This is a genomic window from Pseudomonas sp. KH_040 (assembly GCF_057839305.1).
The window spans coordinates 1,677,440-1,693,063 of the sequence record NZ_CM174487.1; the positions used below are offsets into that span (position 1 = coordinate 1,677,440).

Below are 15,624 nucleotides of genomic sequence, written 5' to 3' on the forward strand. Positions count from 1 at the left end.
CATCCGAATCGGCTCAAACGCTGTAATTTTTCGGAAATGGCGGCAGGTGAAGACCTGCCGCTATCATTTTCGGAATCGGCACAAGGAAATTTCTGGATGGCGGCTGACGACACCCAACTGCTTGCGCGCCTGCTGGCGGGCGAGCAACAGGCTTTCAAGGAACTGGTGACGACGTATCAGAGCGCCATGCGCGCTGTGGCGTATGCGATTGTCGGCCAGCGTCACGTCGAAGAAGTGGTGCAGGACGCCTGGTTGTCGGTGGTGCGTCACATTGCCAGCTTCGAAGGCCGCTCCAGTCTCAAGACCTGGCTGTTGACCATCACGGCCAACTCGGCCAAAAGTCGTTATAAGCAAAATCGCCGGGAAGTGTTGATGGATGATTTGCCATCGCCTCATGGCACGATCGACGACGACCGCTTTTCTCCCGGTGACGGCCATTGGCTGGTCGCTCCATTCGCCTGGCACCAGGACACCCCCGAAGCGCTGCTCACTGAAGGCGAATTGCGCGACTGTCTCGAGCACACACTGCTGAGCCTGTCGGAACTGCAAAGCAGCGTTTTGCTGTTGCGCGAGCGCCAGGGATTGGAGCTGGAGGAGATCTGTAATCTTCTGGAGATCTCGCTCTCCAATGTCCGTGTGCTGCTGCATCGTGCGCGGCTGAAAGTCTTCGCGACCGTGGAGCATTTTGAGGAGACCGGAGAATGCTGACCTGTAAGGAACAAGTGGCGCGCTCCAGTGATTATCTCGATGGCCAATTGAGCTTTCGCGAAAAGCTGATGGTGCGTCATCACCTGATGTTTTGCCCGAACTGTCGGCGTTTCATTCGTCAGATGCGTTTGATGCAAGCGACCTTGAAGGCGCTGCCGGAGAATCCGGAAGAAGGCGTCGAAGAACTGGCCGAACGTCTGGCCGAGCAACGACGAAAAGATAATCCCCTGTAGGCGCTGTCGAGTGAAACGAGGCTGCGATCTTTTGATCTTTTTTAAGATCAAGATCAAACGATCGTCCGATCGCGGCCCGAGCCTTCGGCAGCTCCTATAGGGGATTTTTGCATCCTGCAGAAATAGCCCGGCGCGAGCGAAACGAACGGATGATGGGGATCGTCCCGCCCGCACCGGGCTAAAGGGTGAAGCGTTTTAGAACTTGGCTTCCGCATCCAGCTGCAGGGTGTTGGCGTCAGCGTCACGCTGGGTACGGCTGGCGAAGTCGGCCTTGGTCAGGAAGTACGTCGCGCCAATGGCGAAGTTCTTGTCGATGTCGTAACCGACCTTGAACTTGTGGCCACGCGAACCGGTGGTGCCGTTGGCGAAGTCAGAGTCGGTGAAGGCGCCGACCACAGCGTTGCGCTGCACGTCACGATAGTTGTAATCGAGGTTCAGGCCGAAGACTTTCGACTTGGCACCCAACAGCCACGCGGTGTCCTGATCGGTTACGGCATCGTTGTTCTTCACGTACTGACCGTAGAACGACAGCGGCATCGGCAGACCGCCGATATCAACCTGGCTGAACCCTTCATACAGACGGAATTCGTTGTTGGCCGAGTTGCCGTTGACCGCCAGGGCGCACGGTGTGGAAGTGCCGGTGCAGCGGCTGTCTTCGTCGTTCTGGTAGGCGTAGACACTGCCGCCCAAGGTGACTTTCAGGTTGTCGGTGATGTTGAAGCGGCTACCCAACTGGCCAGCGGTCAGACGCAGGTCGTGACGGAATTGCACGCCATCGCCGTCGACGTTGTCCTTGAGGTTGTAGTTACCCAGGCTGCCGAACAATTCGGCGCTGCTGCCCAACGGGTATTTGTAGGTAACGGCCAGACCTTCCGGGTTGATGTCGCTGTCCCAGATCACGTCGCCCATGCTGACCCACGGCTGGAGCATCTTGCCGCCGATGATGTGCAGGTTCTTGATCTGGTCAGGGTGGTAGTCGATGTAACCCAGGTCGAGCCAGATCTGCTTCTTGTCGAAGTAGTTGTCCTGGTCCTGGTTGGTCGAACGGGCATCATCGCCGCCGCCGGTGGCGATACGGATGCCGGTGTCGACTTGCGGGTTGATCTCGGTGTAGGCACCCAGACGGGCACGGATGCGCTGACGATCCTTGTCGCGGCCACCGTTGTTCGGTTCGCCGTCGATCTTGATGGTTTCCTGACGGATCCGCACATCGCCCTTGAACTGGGTCTTTGCGGCCCAAGCGAGTTTCTGGTCGAAGACGCTTTGCTCGTTGGTCTTCTTCGCAACAGCAGCGACTTGTTCGTTGGTCTCTTGCTGCGCCTGCTGCGCGATTTGCTGAGCCTTCTGATCCTTGGCCAGTTCAGTTTGCAGTTCGATGTACTGCGCCTGGGAAATGGAACCGTTAGCCTTGAGCATGTCGAGCAGTTTGGCGTCGACTGCAGCACTGGCCGGAACACTCATGGCCAGCAACAAGCCACCGCACAGGGCCGCCGCAGTTTTCGTGGAAGCAAGACGCATAGCAATCTCCGAAGATGAGAGGGGATGGCTGAACCATCCGGGGCACAACCGACGATTCGAACGTCGGAAAACAGTGTCCGGGTAGAACCCGGCGCTCTAAAAACAGGCGCCAGTATCGCGATGGTTTATGACAGAGCAGTGGCACAGTGATGGCAGGTTGATGACGATATCGATTCGCCCTGAACTATTGATCTAGAGCGCTGTCGGCCGATTGCGGGTGTGCAATGCCGCGCAATCGGCGATACTCGCCGGGCGCTGAAGTCCTGTTGTGGAGAGCTTTTTGATGCCGTTGCAACGCCTGCAAAACCTGTCGCAAATCGCTCCCGCAAGCTGGGATGCGCTGGTGCCTGAAAACCAGCCATTTCTGCGCCATGCCTTTCTCAGCGCGCTGGAAGACAGCGGCAGCGTTGGCCCCCACACCGGCTGGCAACCTGAGCATTTGCTGCACATCGAAGATGATCGTCTGATCGCCGCGTTACCCAGTTATCGCAAGTGGCATTCCTACGGCGAGTACGTGTTCGATCATGGCTGGGCCGACGCCTGCGCCCGCGCCGGCATCGATTACTACCCCAAACTGTTGAGCGCCGTACCATTCAGTCCGGTCAGCGGCCCGCGCTTGTTGGCGGCCAATGTCGAAGACGGTTTTGAACTGCTCAAGAGCCTGCCCGGCTATCTGGAAATTGAAGGGCTTTCCAGCGCGCACATCAATTTCACCGACCCGTTTACCGACGCGGCGATGGCCGAACAACCGGGCTGGCTGCAACGCATCGGCTGTCAGTATCACTGGCAGAATCGTGGGTATCGTGACTTCCAGGATTTCCTCGACGTGCTCAGTTCGCGCAAGCGCAAGCAGATGCGCAAGGAACGCGAGCAGGTGGCGGGGCAGGGCTTTGAGTTCGAATGGCTGGAGGGGCGCGAGCTGGACGAGGCGCAGTGGGATTTTGTCTACGCCTGTTACGCCAATACCTATGCAGTGCGTCGGCAAACGCCATATCTGACGCGAGAGTTTTTCAGTCTGCTGGCCGAGCGCATGCCCGAGGCAATCCGCGTGGTGCTGGCCAAACAGGGCTCACGGCCGGTGGCGATGGCCTTCAGTCTGGTCGGTGGCGACAGTTTCTACGGCCGCTATTGGGGTTGTCTGGCGGAGTTTGATCGACTGCACTTCGAGACCTGTTTTTATCAGGGCATGGATTACGCGATTGCACAGGGTTATCAGCGTTTCGATGCTGGCGCTCAGGGCGAGCACAAGCTGATTCGTGGGTTTGAACCGGTGATCACCCACTCTTGGCATTATCTGCGGCATCCAGGTCTGAAAGCAGCAGTGAAAGATTTCCTGCATCAGGAACGCGCCGGCATCCTCGCCTACGCCGAAGAAGCCAAAACAGCCTTACCCTACCGTCAGACATAAATCCCCTGTAGGAGCTGCCTTCGGCAGCTCCTACAAAGGGATCTTAGGCACCCCCTCAGGTTGCTTCCTTGCCCAACCAGCGATAAATCCCGCCACCGACCACCGCGCCAATCAACGGCGCGACCCAGAACATCCACAGTTGCGCGATCGCCCAGCCCCCGACCATCAGTGCCGGCCCCGTGCTGCGGGCCGGGTTTACCGAAGTGTTGGTGACCGGAATCGAGATCAGGTGGATCAGCGTCAGGCCCAGGCCGATGGCGATCGGTGCCAGTCCTGGTGGTGCGCGTCTATCGGTGGCGCCGAGGATGATGATCACAAACATCGCGGTCATCACCAACTCAGTGACAAACCCGGCGGCCATCGAATACTTGCCCGGCGAGTGTTCGCCATAACCGTTGGACGCCAGGCCGGCGGCGATATCGAAGCCCTCTTTGCCGCTGGCGATGTGCGCAATCAGCGCTGCCGCGAGAATTGCGCCGAGCACTTGGGCAATGATGTAAGCGGGCAGCTCTTTGGCCGGAAACCGACCGCCGACGAACAGACCGACCGAAACGGCCGGGTTGAGGTGACATCCGCTGATGTGGCCGATGGCGAACGCCATGGTCAGCACCGTCAGACCAAACGCCAGGGCCACCCCCAGCACCCCGATTCCCAACGGTGAAGACGCGGCGATCACCGCGCTGCCGCAACCACCCAATACCAACCAGAACGTACCCAACAACTCAGTGACTGAACGTTTGAACAGAGACATGAGAGGCGTCCTTGATAGCCCTGCTATCGAGACTGCATCGAGTTGTGCGTCCTTGCAGACTTACGACAGGCTCCGTTCCGGAGCCTTGGCTGAGTACAGCAGGCTTTTTGCCGATTTCCAGCGGCCACAAAAAAACCGCCAGCGCCCGTGGTTGGCGGGCTGTGGCGGTGATCGTTCCCACGCTCTTGGAGGGGTCAGTCGATGCCGACAAACCCCCCGGTCTGATGCGCCCATAGCCGTGCATACAGACCACGGTGGGCGAGCAATTCAGCATGGGTGCCGCTCTCGGCAATCTTGCCGTTCTCCAGCACCACCAGCCGATCCATGCGCGCAATGGTCGAGAGACGGTGGGCAATGGCGATTACGGTTTTGCCCTGCATCAGGGTTTCCAGACTTTCCTGAATCGCCGCTTCAACCTCCGAGTCCAGCGCCGAGGTCGCTTCGTCCATGATCAGGATCGGCGCATCCTTGAGCAGTACCCGCGCAATGGCGATGCGCTGGCGCTGGCCACCGGACAATTTCACCCCGCGCTCACCGACATGCGCGTCAAACCCGGTACGACCTTCAGCGTCCGACAACAGCGGAATGAACTCATCGGCGCGCGCCTTGTGCACCGCATCCCACAACTCGGCATCGGTCGCATCGGGTTTACCGTACAGCAAGTTGTCTCTGATCGAACGGTGCAGCAGCGAGGTGTCCTGCGTGATCATGCCGATCCGCGCGCGCAGGCTTTCCTGGCCGACTTCGGCGATGTTCTGACCGTCGATCATGATCCGCCCGCCCTCGACGTCGTAGAGGCGCAGCAACAGGTTGACCAGCGTTGATTTGCCGGCACCGGACGGCCCGATCAAACCGATTTTTTCGCCCGGTTTGATGTTCAGGTTGAGGTCGCCAATGATCCCGCGCTTCTTGCCGTAGTGAAAATCCACGTGCTCGAAACGCACTTCGCCACGGGCCACGTCCAGCGGTTTGGCCTGTTCGTGATCGGTGACGCTGACCGGTTGCGAGATGGTGCGCAAACCGTCCTGGACCATGCCGATGTTTTCGAAAATGCCGGTGACCACCCACATGATCCAGCCGGACATGTTGACGATGCGGATGACCAGGCCGGTGGCCAAGGCAATCGCACCGACAGTGATCAACGACTGCGTCCACAACCACAGGGCCAACGCGGTGGTGCCGACGATCAGCAGGCCGTTCATGGCAGTGATCGCCACGTCCATGCTGGTGACGACGCGGCCGGCCATTCGCGCTTTGACGGTCTGTTCTTCGATGGCTTCCTTGGCGTAGTGCTGTTCGAAGTTGGTGTGGGCGAACAGCTTCAGCGTGGCGATGTTGGTGTAGCCGTCGACGATGCGGCCCATCAGTTTCGAGCGCGCATCGGAAGCTTCCACCGAGCGATCTTTCACGCGCGGAACGAAGTAATACAACGCGCCGATGTAGGCGACGATCCACGTCAGCAGCGGGATCATCAGGCGCCAGTCAGCCTCGGCGAACAACACCAGCGAACTGATTGCGTAGATCACTACGTGCCACAGCGCATCCACCGCTTGCACCGCCGAATCACGCAGCGAGTTGCCGGTCTGCATGATGCGTTGGGCGATGCGTCCGGCGAAGTCGTTCTGGAAGAAGTTCAGGCTTTGCTTGAGCACGTAGCTGTGGTTCTGCCAGCGGATCATGCTGGTCATGCCGGGGCTCAAGGTTTGATGCACCAGCAGGTCGTGCAGGCCGAAGAAAATCGGCCGCAGGACGAGGGCAACCACCAGCATCCACGTCAGTTCGAGGGCGTGGTCGCTGAAGAAATTCGGGTTCGGTGTACCTTGGGCCAGGTCGATGATACGGCTCAGGTAACTGAACAGTGCCACTTCGATCAACGCGGCGAACAGGCCGACGACGAGCAGGGCGGCAAAACTTGGCCAGACTTGTTTGAGGTAATAGGTATAGAAGGGCCAGACGCGATCTGGAGGGGACGCCGTCGGCGCCTCGCGGAATATGTCGATCAGTTGTTCGAAACGGCGATAGAGCATCAGATAACCGCCCGGAGTACGGGCTCTCCTTTTATCGGTGTGAGCGGCGCGGGATCAGGCCAGCGCCGCTCGATACGCCCTGTACAGCTTAGTCGATGACTTTGGCCGACTTGATGAAAACAGGGTCGGCAGGTACATCTTTCATGCCGCTTTTGGTGGTGGTTGGCGAGTTGACGATGATGTCGACAACGTCCATGCCTTTGACCACTTTGCCGAATACTGCGTAGCCGTCGCCTTGGTCGAGGAAGTCGTTGTCCTTGACGTTGATGAAGAACTGGCTGGTCGCCGAGTCAGGTACAGAGGTGCGGGCCATGGACAGTGTGCCACGGACATTATGCAGGCCGTTTTTGGATTCGTTCTTGATAGGGGCCTTGGTTTCTTTTTGCTGCATCTGTTGAGTGAAGCCGCCGCCCTGGACCATAAAGCCCGGGATCACACGGTGGAAAATGGTGTTGTTGTAGAAGCCGCTGTTGACGTAATCGAGAAAGTTTTTGGTACTGATCGGCGCCTTGACCGGGTCCAGTTCGATTTCGATCTGGCCGTTGGTGGTGTCCAGCAGCACGTGCGGTGCTTTGGCCGGCGTGGCAGCCATCAGGTTGGCGGCAAACAGCACAGTACCAGCGGCGAGGGCGAGTTTTTTCAACATGGGTCAGTGATCCTGAGATTGAGTATCGGCTGCGGCGAGGAACTCCAGCAGCGTTTGGTTGAAGCGTTCGGGTTGATCCAGCGGGGTGGCGTGGCGCGAATCGGCGATCACCACCAGCCGCGCATTCGGCAGCAGTTTTACATAGGTTTCTTTCAGCGAGACAGGCGTGTAGTCACGGTCGGCGCTGATGACGAGCGTTGGACAGGACACTCGGGAAAGTCGTTCCTGAACGCCCCAGCCAACAATCGCATCGAAGCTGGCGAGATAAGCACGTTTGTCGTTTTTTGCCCAGCGTTCGGCCATTTTCTGCCGCAGATCGGCTTGTTCCGGTTTCGGAAAAAGTTTGCCGCCAAGGGCTTTGCCGATGCTGGAGAGGCTCAGCAGTCGCATCAGACTCCAGCGTTTGAACCATTGCCAATAATCGTCGCGGCTGCGGATTTTGACTTCGGGTGCGCTGTTGACGATGGTCAGGCTTTTCAGCATTTGCGGCTGATCGACGCCGAACTGGAAGCCGATCATGCCGCCCATCGACAGCCCGACGTAGTGCACCGGGCCGAGGTTCAAGTGCTCGATCAGCGCCAGCATATCGGCACTGAAACCGGCGATGCTGTAGCGCTCGCGCGGTTTGTCCGAGCGCCCGTGGCCGCGAATATCCGGGACGATCACCCGGTAATGCGCGGCCAGTGCCGGGATCTGCATTTCCCAGTCCAGTGTGCTCGAACCGAGCCCGTGAACCAGCAGCAACGGCGTACCGTGGCCATATTCCTCGTAGTGCAGGTTGCAACCTTCGTGCTCGAAATACGCCATCGGTGAACTCCGTGTCAGGCTTGTTCAGGGGCGGCGAACGGTGCGTCCAGCGGCAAAGTGTCGAAGGTACGCAGCAGTTCGATGAGGATTTGCGTGGCCGGGCCCAAGGGTTTGTCCTTGTTCGAATACAGATAGAAGCTGGAATTGCGGTTGCCGCCCCTGTCCAACGGTAGCAGCTTGAGCGAGCCATCTTTCAGTTCGCGCTCGATCATGTGCCGTGGCAGCCAGGCAAAACCGAGGCCGCTGCTGACAAACGTGGCCGCCGTGGCAAGGCTACCAACGGTCCAGCGCTGCTCGGCGCCGAGCCAGCCGACGTCCCGTGGTTGCTGGCGGCCGGAGTCGCGAATCACCACTTGCATCTGGGTCTCCAGATCCTGAAAGCTCAGTTCGCGATTGAGTCGATGCAGCGGGTGATCGGGATGGGCGACGGCGACGAACTCGACGTCGCTCAATTCCGCACCGAGGTAACCGGGAATGCTCAGGCCAGTGATGGCCAGGTCGGCCACACCTTCGAGCAGCACTTCCTCGACACCCGACAACACTTCCTCGCGCAGACGCACGCGGCAACCGCGACTTTGCGGCATGAACGCGGTCAACGCGCGGACAATCCGCGCACTTGGATAGGCGGCGTCGACCACCAGCCGAACCTCGGCTTCCCAACCCTGTTCCATGTGATGGGCGAGATCTTCCAGTTGGCTGGCCTGTTTCACCAATTGTCGCGAACGACGCAGCAACACGCCGCCGGCCTCGGTGAGCACGGCTTTACGCCCATCGATGCGCAGCAACGGCACGCCGAGCTGGTCCTGCATACGGGCGACGGTGTAACTCACCGACGATTGCGAACGGTGCAAGGCCTCGGCAGCCTGGGCGAATCCGCCGTGGTCGACCACGGCCTGCAATGTTCGCCATTGATCCAGGGTCACGCGGGGCGCTTTCATCAATAGCTCCTCTTGTCCTAAGCTGGCCGTCCCTCATGGAGACTGCCGAATGAAAAAATTCTGTTGTGTGCTGCTGGCGTTGCTTCCGCTGACTGCTTTTGCGTACCCGATCGATGTGCAGAAAGATCTCAATGGCATGAAGATCGATTACGAAACCTTCGACACCGATAACGACATCGGCTCGATTCGGGTGGCCAACTACGGTGATGTCGATGCATCCTGCAAAGCGGTGTTCAGCAATGGTCCGGAAGCACCGCGCATCCGCACAATCGAGGTACCGGCCGGCAAACATAAAAACGCCACGGCCAAGTTCACCCGCGAGATCATCAAGCTGCGCATCAAACTGACCTGCAGCCCGAAATAACACCGATCCCTGTAGGAGTGAGCCTGCTCGCGATAGCGGTGTTTCAGTTAGCACAGATGTAGCTGACACACCGCTATCGCGAGCAGGCTCACTCCTATAGGAGCATGGTTCAGCATCTAAACGAATTATTCGATACTTTGCAGCAATTATTTGCGCTTTTTCATCGATTCGACTCTGTTTAACCTTCACTCCATCGACCTACAACATTCTCGGATGGAGGCTACACACCATGTCCCGCGTTCTGATCATTGAAAGCAGCGCCCGCCAACAAGATTCGGTTTCCCGTCAACTGACCCAGACTTTCATCAGTCAGTGGAAGGCGGCGCATCCTAACGATCAGATCACCGTACGTGACCTCGCCGCGAACCCGGTGCCACACCTGGACAGCAACCTGCTGGGCGGCTGGATGAAGCCGGCCGAGCAGCGCAACGACAGCGAACAAGCCTCGCTGAACCGCTCCAACGAATTGACCGATGAATTGCTCGCCGCCGACGTGTTGGTCATGGCCGCGCCGATGTACAACTTCGCCATCCCGAGCACCCTCAAGGCCTGGCTCGACCACGTGCTGCGTGCCGGCGTGACCTTCAAGTACACCGAAACCGGCCCGCAAGGCTTGCTCAGCGGCAAACGTGCCTACGTACTCACCGCTCGCGGCGGCATCTACGCCGGCGGCCCGGCGGATCATCAGGAACCGTACCTGCGTCAGGTCATGGGTTTCATCGGCATCAACGACGTGACATTCATTCACGCCGAAGGCATGAATCTCGGTGGCGACTTCCAGGAGAAAGGCCTGAATCAGGCCAACGCCAAGCTGTCCCAGGTCGCTTGATAGGTTAATCGCCAGATAATCCCCGATTGTTTAAGTGACCTGGCGCAACCCCTTCAAGGCTCTACGCGCATCGAACCTCCCTTTGCACTTGTTGCTCCTGAGTGCTGTAGCCCGATTGAACGCATTAGCGAGATCGGGCTTTTTTTTGCCCGTAACTCACCGATCCCCTGTAGGAGCTGCCGCAGACTGCGGCAGCTCCTACAGGGGGATTTTTGTTGGTTGCGGGGTGGAAAAACCGCTATCGTCGCCGCCATTCGATTTCGAGGCGAGCATGGGCTATCTACTTTTTGTCACGCTGATCCAGGCGTTTTCCTTCAGTCTGATCGGCGAATACCTGGCCGGTCATGTCGACAGCTATTTCGCGGTGCTGGTGCGTGTGGTGCTGGCCGGGCTGGTGTTCATTCCACTGACCCGCTGGCGTTCGGTGGAACCTTCATTCATGCGCGGCATGCTGCTGATCGGCGCCTTGCAGTTCGGCGTGACCTACGTCTGCTTGTACCTGAGCTTCCGGGTGCTGACGGTGCCCGAAGTGTTGCTGTTCACCATCCTCACGCCGCTGCACGTGACGCTGATCGAAGATGCGCTGAACCGCCGCTTCAACCCATGGGCGCTGATCGCCGCGCTGGTGGCGGTGAGCGGGGCGGCGGTGATTCGCTTCGACAGCATCAGTCCGGACTTCTTCATGGGCTTCCTGCTCCTGCAACTGGCCAACTTCACCTATGCCGCCGGGCAGGTGATGTATAAGCATCTGGTGGCCAAGCACCCGAGCGATCTACCGCACTATCGGCGCTTCGGCTTCTTCTACCTCGGTGCACTGGCGGTGGTGTTGCCCGCATTCCTGATGTTCGGCAAAGCGAATTTCCTGCCGGAAGCACCGTTGCAGTGGGGCGTGTTGCTGTTCCTCGGCCTGGTCTCGACCGCGCTGGGCATGTATTGGTGGAACAAGGGCGCGTGCATGGTCAACGGCGGCACGCTGGCGGTGATGAACAATTTGCATGTACCGGTGGGGTTGCTGCTGAATCTGCTGATCTGGAATCAGCATGAGGAACTTGGAAGATTGTTCCTCGGTGGCAGCGTCATCCTTGCCGCCGTATGGATCAGCCGACTGGGCATCCGCAAATCCCCAGCCACTGCATAACCCCTGTAGGAGTGGTGGGGTTACATGAGGTGTTTCTGCGGTTCAGGAATGCTGGCTGCGCCGAGCACCGCCGGCAGCAATCCAGAGCGCAAATCCCCACCACTCGGCTGCTGATACAGACTCAGCCCGAACTCCGGCAATACCGCCAGCAGATAATCAAAAATATCCCCCTGAATCCGCTCGTAATCGGCCCACGCCGTGGTGCGGGTGAAGCAGTAGATCTCCAGCGGAATGCCCTGCGCAGTGGTCTGCATCTGCCGCACCATGCAGGTCATGTTTGGCTGAATCTCCGGATGACTCTTCAGATACGCCAGCGCATAGGCGCGGAAAGTGCCGATATTGGTCATGCGTCGACGGTTGGCCGACATCGCCGCGACATTGCCCTGGGCCTCGTTCCACGCTTTTAATTCGGCTTTCTTGCGGCTCATGTAATCGGTGAGCAGATGCACCTGGGAGAGCTTTTCCTCCTCGTCATCACGGATGAAACGTACGCCGCTGGCGTCGATGAACAGGCTGCGCTTGATCCGTCGCCCACCCGATTGCTGCATGCCGCGCCAGTTCTTGAATGACTCGGACATCAGCCGCCAAGTCGGGATCGAGACGATGGTCTTGTCGAAATTCTGCACCTTGACCGTGTGCAGGGTGATGTCGACCACATCGCCGTCAGCGCCGACCTGTGGCATCTCGATCCAGTCGCCGACACGCAGCATGTCGTTGCTGGTCAACTGCACGCTGGCAACGAACGACAGCAGCGTGTCCTTGTAGACCAACAGAATCACCGCCGACATTGCACCCAGACCAGACAGTAGCAACAGCGGTGAGCGGTCGATCAGTGTGGCGACGATGATGATCGCGCCGAACACATACAAGACCATCTTCGCCAGTTGCACGTAGCCTTTGATCGAGCGCGTCCGGGCGTGTTCGGTACGTGCATAGATGTCGAGCGACGCATTGAGAAGGGCGCTGACCGAGAGCAGCAGGAAAAGAATGGTGAACGACAACGCCACATTGCCAAGAAAGATCATGGCGGTTTTGCTTAATTCCGGCACCAGATGCAGGCCGAACTGGATGACCAACGACGGCGTCATCTGCGCCAGGCGCTGAAACACCTTGTTATGGCGAAAGTCATTGATCCAGTGCAGCGCCGGCTGGCGGCCGAGCATGCGGCTGGCGTGCAGGATCAGGTAGCGCGCAACTCGTCCGAGCACTAGCGCGATGACCAACAGCAACATCAGCGCCAGGCCGGATTGCAGAAACGGATGCTGTTCCAGGGTGCCCCAGAGGTCTTGGGCTGTAAGCCAGAGCTGTTTGAAATCCATGGGAGAACGATTCTTCTGTGAGACGCGATGAGTAATTAGAGCATTTAAAACGCGCGGTATTGCCGTTGATGATAAATCAGGCAACAAAAAATGCGCCTGCATTGGTGTGTGGGGGGCTCGGCATAGCACTGTCCGGGCGCGCCGTACAAGGTGTGAATGATCGCTGTTCGCATAGATGAATTTGTGAATTTACGTCTTTTTTTAGATTGATTAATGACGTCAGAAAGTTGTCGGTTGGCGCGAAACCTGTAAAGCGCCTGGGAACTCGAAGCGTATCTATCCAGAACGTTAATTTTGGCAAGTCACAATAAATAAGTTTTGCACTGATAGAGGTCAGCAAAATGGACGTCGCACCATCCTGACTAATCGTTAGTTATGGGTTTTTAGCGCCTATTAATAGTTTTAAGTTGATGATTTTGAAGTGCTTTAAATAATGTAACATTCAGTTACACTTCTACGGATTTACTTATCGTTCAACGCAAATGTAGTCTGCAAAAACTTTCTACCTTGCAGACGGAACTTGCATGGAAAACAACTCTGGAGCTTTCTTCGGAAAGCACACTCTTGGCGAGCTTTATAATGTCGCTCCGAAAAAACTAAACGACCTAAGTTTTCTGACTGAGCTCTTGTGCGCTGCGGCGACTAAAGCGGGCGCAACAGTCTGTGGAACTGTGTCCAAACAGTTTGATCCGCAAGGCGTTACAGTTCTGGTTTTACTGGAAGAGTCTCATGCTTCCTTTCATACCTACCCGGAACTCGGCGCGCTATTTCTCGATATTTTCACTTGTGGGACGCAGTGCGATCCGGATAAGGCTTTCGAGTTTATCTGTGCTGCACTCGATTGTGATGAGCATCAAATAAAGACTGTGAGGCGTGGCTGTCAGTAAGTAAAGCTCAATGTAAGTCATCAATGGATGAGGATGTTACAGCATGAGGAGGGTAGTGAGGATGAGCGAAGTTTCTGAACCTATGTTGTTGCAAGAGCCTATATCGGATGGGGTCAGCAGAACGTGGCAGATATACAGAACGCATTTCCAGGGGCGCACGAGATTTCAGGATATCCTTATTGCGGATACCGCCCACGGTAGAACCCTGTTCTGTAATAACGAGCGGCAAAGCTCCGAGTTAAGCCAATTGGCTTATCATGAAGGGCAAGTAATGCCAGCGCTTCTCAGTATGCCAAATTTACCGCAGTCGGCGTTGGTTATTGGCTCGTCCGAGGGGGTGGCGGTAAAAATTCTTCAGGAAGCAGGGGTGAGTCAAATCACTCATGTAGATATCGACGAAGAGTGCATGCGAGCCTGCGGTGAACACCTTCCGTATGGATACACCGAAGAAGAAATAAAAAGGTATGTCAGTGCCAATGATGACAGCGCCATAAAAATAATTATCGGTGATGGCAAGGAGTACATAACGAACTTGCTCGGCAAGGGAAAAACCTACGACCTCATCGTGATGGATATACCCGATGAAGGGCCGGAAACAGAAGGGCTTTATAATGAGTCTTTTTGGGCCGATGTAAAATCCTTGCTGAGTCCGGATGGCGCATTCATTACCCAGGCAGGTAACTCTTGCTTATGGCGGTGCAAGACCCTGAAAGAGTCTTACGAGCGGATGCAGAAGGTATTTCACCACGTCACCTACTTCGAAGTTGATGAACAGGATTGGGTCTGGCTGGTTGGCCATGCGGGGAAAGTAGAACTGTCTACTGAACAAATGCAGCGAAAACTCAGTAGCAGCAAATACGATCCACAGTACATCGATGCGGTATCGCTATCGAGATCGGTGATCGCCCCCAAAGTAATGCGCATGGATTATTGAAAATGGAATTTCAAAGTATTCAAAAGAGTGAATTGATCGAACAGGAAGTCACTCAATCACCTGTGAGTGTCTACACCGAGTGGGATCCGCTGGAAGAGGTCATCGTAGGTATTATTGATGACTTCAGGATTCCAGAGTGGGACACGAACCTGAAGGCAGTGATACCTCAAAGAACCCAGCAGTTTTTTATTGATAACTCTGGCAAGCGCTTTGACAAAGAACACGTGACGCGCGCTCGAAAAGAGGTTGATGGGCTGGCATCACTGCTCGAAGGATTGGGTATTACGGTCAAAAGGCCTAACGAACACGATCATTTCAGACCCATTGTCACGCCATTCTTCTCTACGAATGGAGGGTATTACAGCGCCATGCCTAGAGATGGCATGTTTGCGTTGGGCAACAAGATTATCGAAACACCCATGGCCTGGCGCAGTCGCTACTTTGAGACTTTTCCATTCAGGGATATTCTGAACGATTACTTTAAACGCGGTGCGCACATTACATCCGCGCCGAAGCCAATGCTCAGGGATACGATGTGGAAACAGGGGCACTCCTTTCCCGAGGAGTACTTTGATCAAGTGATCGAGGAGCATGAGCCTCTCTTTGACGCTGCCGATTTTCTTCGGATTGGTGCAGACATCGTCGGGCAACGCAGCCATGTCACTAACATGTTGGGGGTGCAGTGGCTGCAAAGAGAGCTTGGAGAAAACTATAAAATACATATTTATGAGTTTGATGACGCCTCACCCATGCACATCGACACCACAATCATGCCGCTGTCTCCCGGTCGAGTGCTGGTCAATAAGGCATGGGTAAGCAAACTGCCGGAGTTTTTCAAGGATTGGGAAATTTTGGTCCCGCCTCCCAGTACGATTCCAGACTCGCACCCGCTATATATGACCAGCAAATGGATTCACACCAACGTGCTCTCGCTGGATGACCGCACTGTTATTGTCGAACGGCAGGAAGCCGATTTTATTGCCGCCTTCAGACGTTGGGGATACGAGGTGATTCCTTGTGACTTCCGAAACTTTCAGTCATTCGGTGGCTCGTTCCATTGTGCAACACTGGATGTGAGAAGGTCAGGCAAATATCAACGGTACACTTGAATAGCGAA

General features: G+C 56.6%; 16 protein-coding genes. 9 read left to right on the top strand and 7 right to left on the bottom strand.

Annotated features, from left to right (window positions below):
- The first annotated feature begins 96 nt into the window (after positions 1 to 96).
- Both AC3IUF_RS07540 and AC3IUF_RS07545 read left to right on the top strand, forming a co-directional pair.
- A complete protein-coding gene (locus AC3IUF_RS07540) occupies positions 97 to 708 on the top strand; it encodes an RNA polymerase sigma factor (RefSeq protein WP_007914424.1) in 612 nt (203 codons plus the stop codon).
- Positions 702 to 941 carry an anti-sigma factor family protein gene (locus AC3IUF_RS07545; protein ID WP_095113749.1) on the top strand — a complete coding sequence of 80 codons (240 nt, stop codon included), beginning with the start codon at positions 702 to 704 and terminating at the stop codon, positions 939 to 941. The genes AC3IUF_RS07540 and AC3IUF_RS07545 overlap by 7 nt, the downstream gene beginning before the upstream one ends.
- Positions 942 to 1,136: 195 nt before the next feature.
- On the opposite strand, the gene AC3IUF_RS07550 is transcribed toward AC3IUF_RS07545, so the two are convergent.
- Positions 1,137 to 2,459: a putative porin gene (locus AC3IUF_RS07550; RefSeq protein ID WP_007914428.1), complete on the bottom strand. Its 1,323-nt coding sequence runs from the start codon at positions 2,457 to 2,459 to the stop codon at positions 1,137 to 1,139.
- Positions 2,460 to 2,742: 283 nt separating this feature from the next.
- On the opposite strand from AC3IUF_RS07550, the gene AC3IUF_RS07555 reads away from it, so the two are divergent.
- Complete coding sequence (locus AC3IUF_RS07555; protein ID WP_123376301.1) at positions 2,743 to 3,867, top strand: GNAT family N-acetyltransferase; 1,125 nt, start codon at positions 2,743 to 2,745, stop codon at positions 3,865 to 3,867.
- Between the two features lie 55 nt (positions 3,868 to 3,922).
- On the opposite strand, the gene aqpZ is transcribed toward AC3IUF_RS07555, so the two are convergent.
- From aqpZ to AC3IUF_RS07580, 5 genes are all read right to left on the bottom strand, one after another.
- Positions 3,923 to 4,618 carry an aquaporin Z gene (gene aqpZ / locus AC3IUF_RS07560; RefSeq protein WP_123376300.1) on the bottom strand — a complete coding sequence of 232 codons (696 nt, stop codon included), beginning with the start codon at positions 4,616 to 4,618 and terminating at the stop codon, positions 3,923 to 3,925.
- A gap of 194 nt (positions 4,619 to 4,812) precedes the next feature.
- A complete protein-coding gene (locus tag AC3IUF_RS07565; RefSeq protein ID WP_007914438.1) occupies positions 4,813 to 6,645 on the bottom strand; it encodes an ABC transporter ATP-binding protein in 1,833 nt (610 codons plus the stop codon).
- A gap of 88 nt (positions 6,646 to 6,733) precedes the next feature.
- A complete protein-coding gene (locus tag AC3IUF_RS07570; RefSeq protein WP_007914440.1) occupies positions 6,734 to 7,291 on the bottom strand; it encodes a peptidylprolyl isomerase A in 558 nt (185 codons plus the stop codon).
- 3 nt (positions 7,292 to 7,294) lie between these two features.
- Positions 7,295 to 8,098, bottom strand: coding sequence for an alpha/beta fold hydrolase (locus AC3IUF_RS07575; RefSeq protein WP_095113747.1), 804 nt, complete (start codon positions 8,096 to 8,098; stop codon positions 7,295 to 7,297).
- 14 nt (positions 8,099 to 8,112) lie between these two features.
- Positions 8,113 to 9,036, bottom strand: a complete 924-nt coding sequence (locus AC3IUF_RS07580; protein WP_007914443.1) for a PA3225 family LysR-type transcriptional regulator — start codon at positions 9,034 to 9,036, stop codon at positions 8,113 to 8,115.
- A 49-nt stretch (positions 9,037 to 9,085) separates the two neighbouring features.
- On the opposite strand from AC3IUF_RS07580, the gene AC3IUF_RS07585 reads away from it, so the two are divergent.
- The 3 genes from AC3IUF_RS07585 (at position 9,086) to AC3IUF_RS07595 (ending at position 11,367) form a co-directional block, all read left to right on the top strand.
- Positions 9,086 to 9,400, top strand: coding sequence for a 3-phosphoglycerate kinase (locus tag AC3IUF_RS07585; protein WP_123376299.1), 315 nt, complete (start codon positions 9,086 to 9,088; stop codon positions 9,398 to 9,400).
- A 229-nt stretch (positions 9,401 to 9,629) separates the two neighbouring features.
- Positions 9,630 to 10,229, top strand: coding sequence for an FMN-dependent NADH-azoreductase (locus AC3IUF_RS07590; protein ID WP_414915347.1), 600 nt, complete (start codon positions 9,630 to 9,632; stop codon positions 10,227 to 10,229).
- Positions 10,230 to 10,500: 271 nt separating this feature from the next.
- Positions 10,501 to 11,367: a carboxylate/amino acid/amine transporter gene (locus tag AC3IUF_RS07595; protein WP_007914446.1), complete on the top strand. Its 867-nt coding sequence runs from the start codon at positions 10,501 to 10,503 to the stop codon at positions 11,365 to 11,367.
- Between the two features lie 20 nt (positions 11,368 to 11,387).
- Here the strand turns inward: AC3IUF_RS07595 and AC3IUF_RS07600 are convergent, their stop codons facing one another.
- A complete protein-coding gene (locus AC3IUF_RS07600; protein ID WP_007914447.1) occupies positions 11,388 to 12,686 on the bottom strand; it encodes a mechanosensitive ion channel family protein in 1,299 nt (432 codons plus the stop codon).
- 524 nt (positions 12,687 to 13,210) lie between these two features.
- Between AC3IUF_RS07600 and speD the strand changes: the two genes are divergently transcribed.
- The 3 genes from speD to AC3IUF_RS07615 all read left to right on the top strand — a co-directional run bounded on the left by speD (position 13,211) and on the right by AC3IUF_RS07615 (position 15,616).
- Positions 13,211 to 13,573, top strand: a complete 363-nt coding sequence (gene speD / locus AC3IUF_RS07605) for an adenosylmethionine decarboxylase (protein ID WP_007914448.1) — start codon at positions 13,211 to 13,213, stop codon at positions 13,571 to 13,573.
- Between the two features lie 61 nt (positions 13,574 to 13,634).
- On the top strand, positions 13,635 to 14,507 hold the full coding sequence (locus tag AC3IUF_RS07610) for a spermidine synthase (RefSeq protein WP_007914449.1): 873 nt from the start codon (positions 13,635 to 13,637) through the stop codon (positions 14,505 to 14,507).
- Between the two features lie 2 nt (positions 14,508 to 14,509).
- Positions 14,510 to 15,616, top strand: coding sequence for an amidinotransferase (locus AC3IUF_RS07615; protein WP_007914450.1), 1,107 nt, complete (start codon positions 14,510 to 14,512; stop codon positions 15,614 to 15,616).
- Positions 15,617 to 15,624 lie beyond the last annotated feature (8 nt).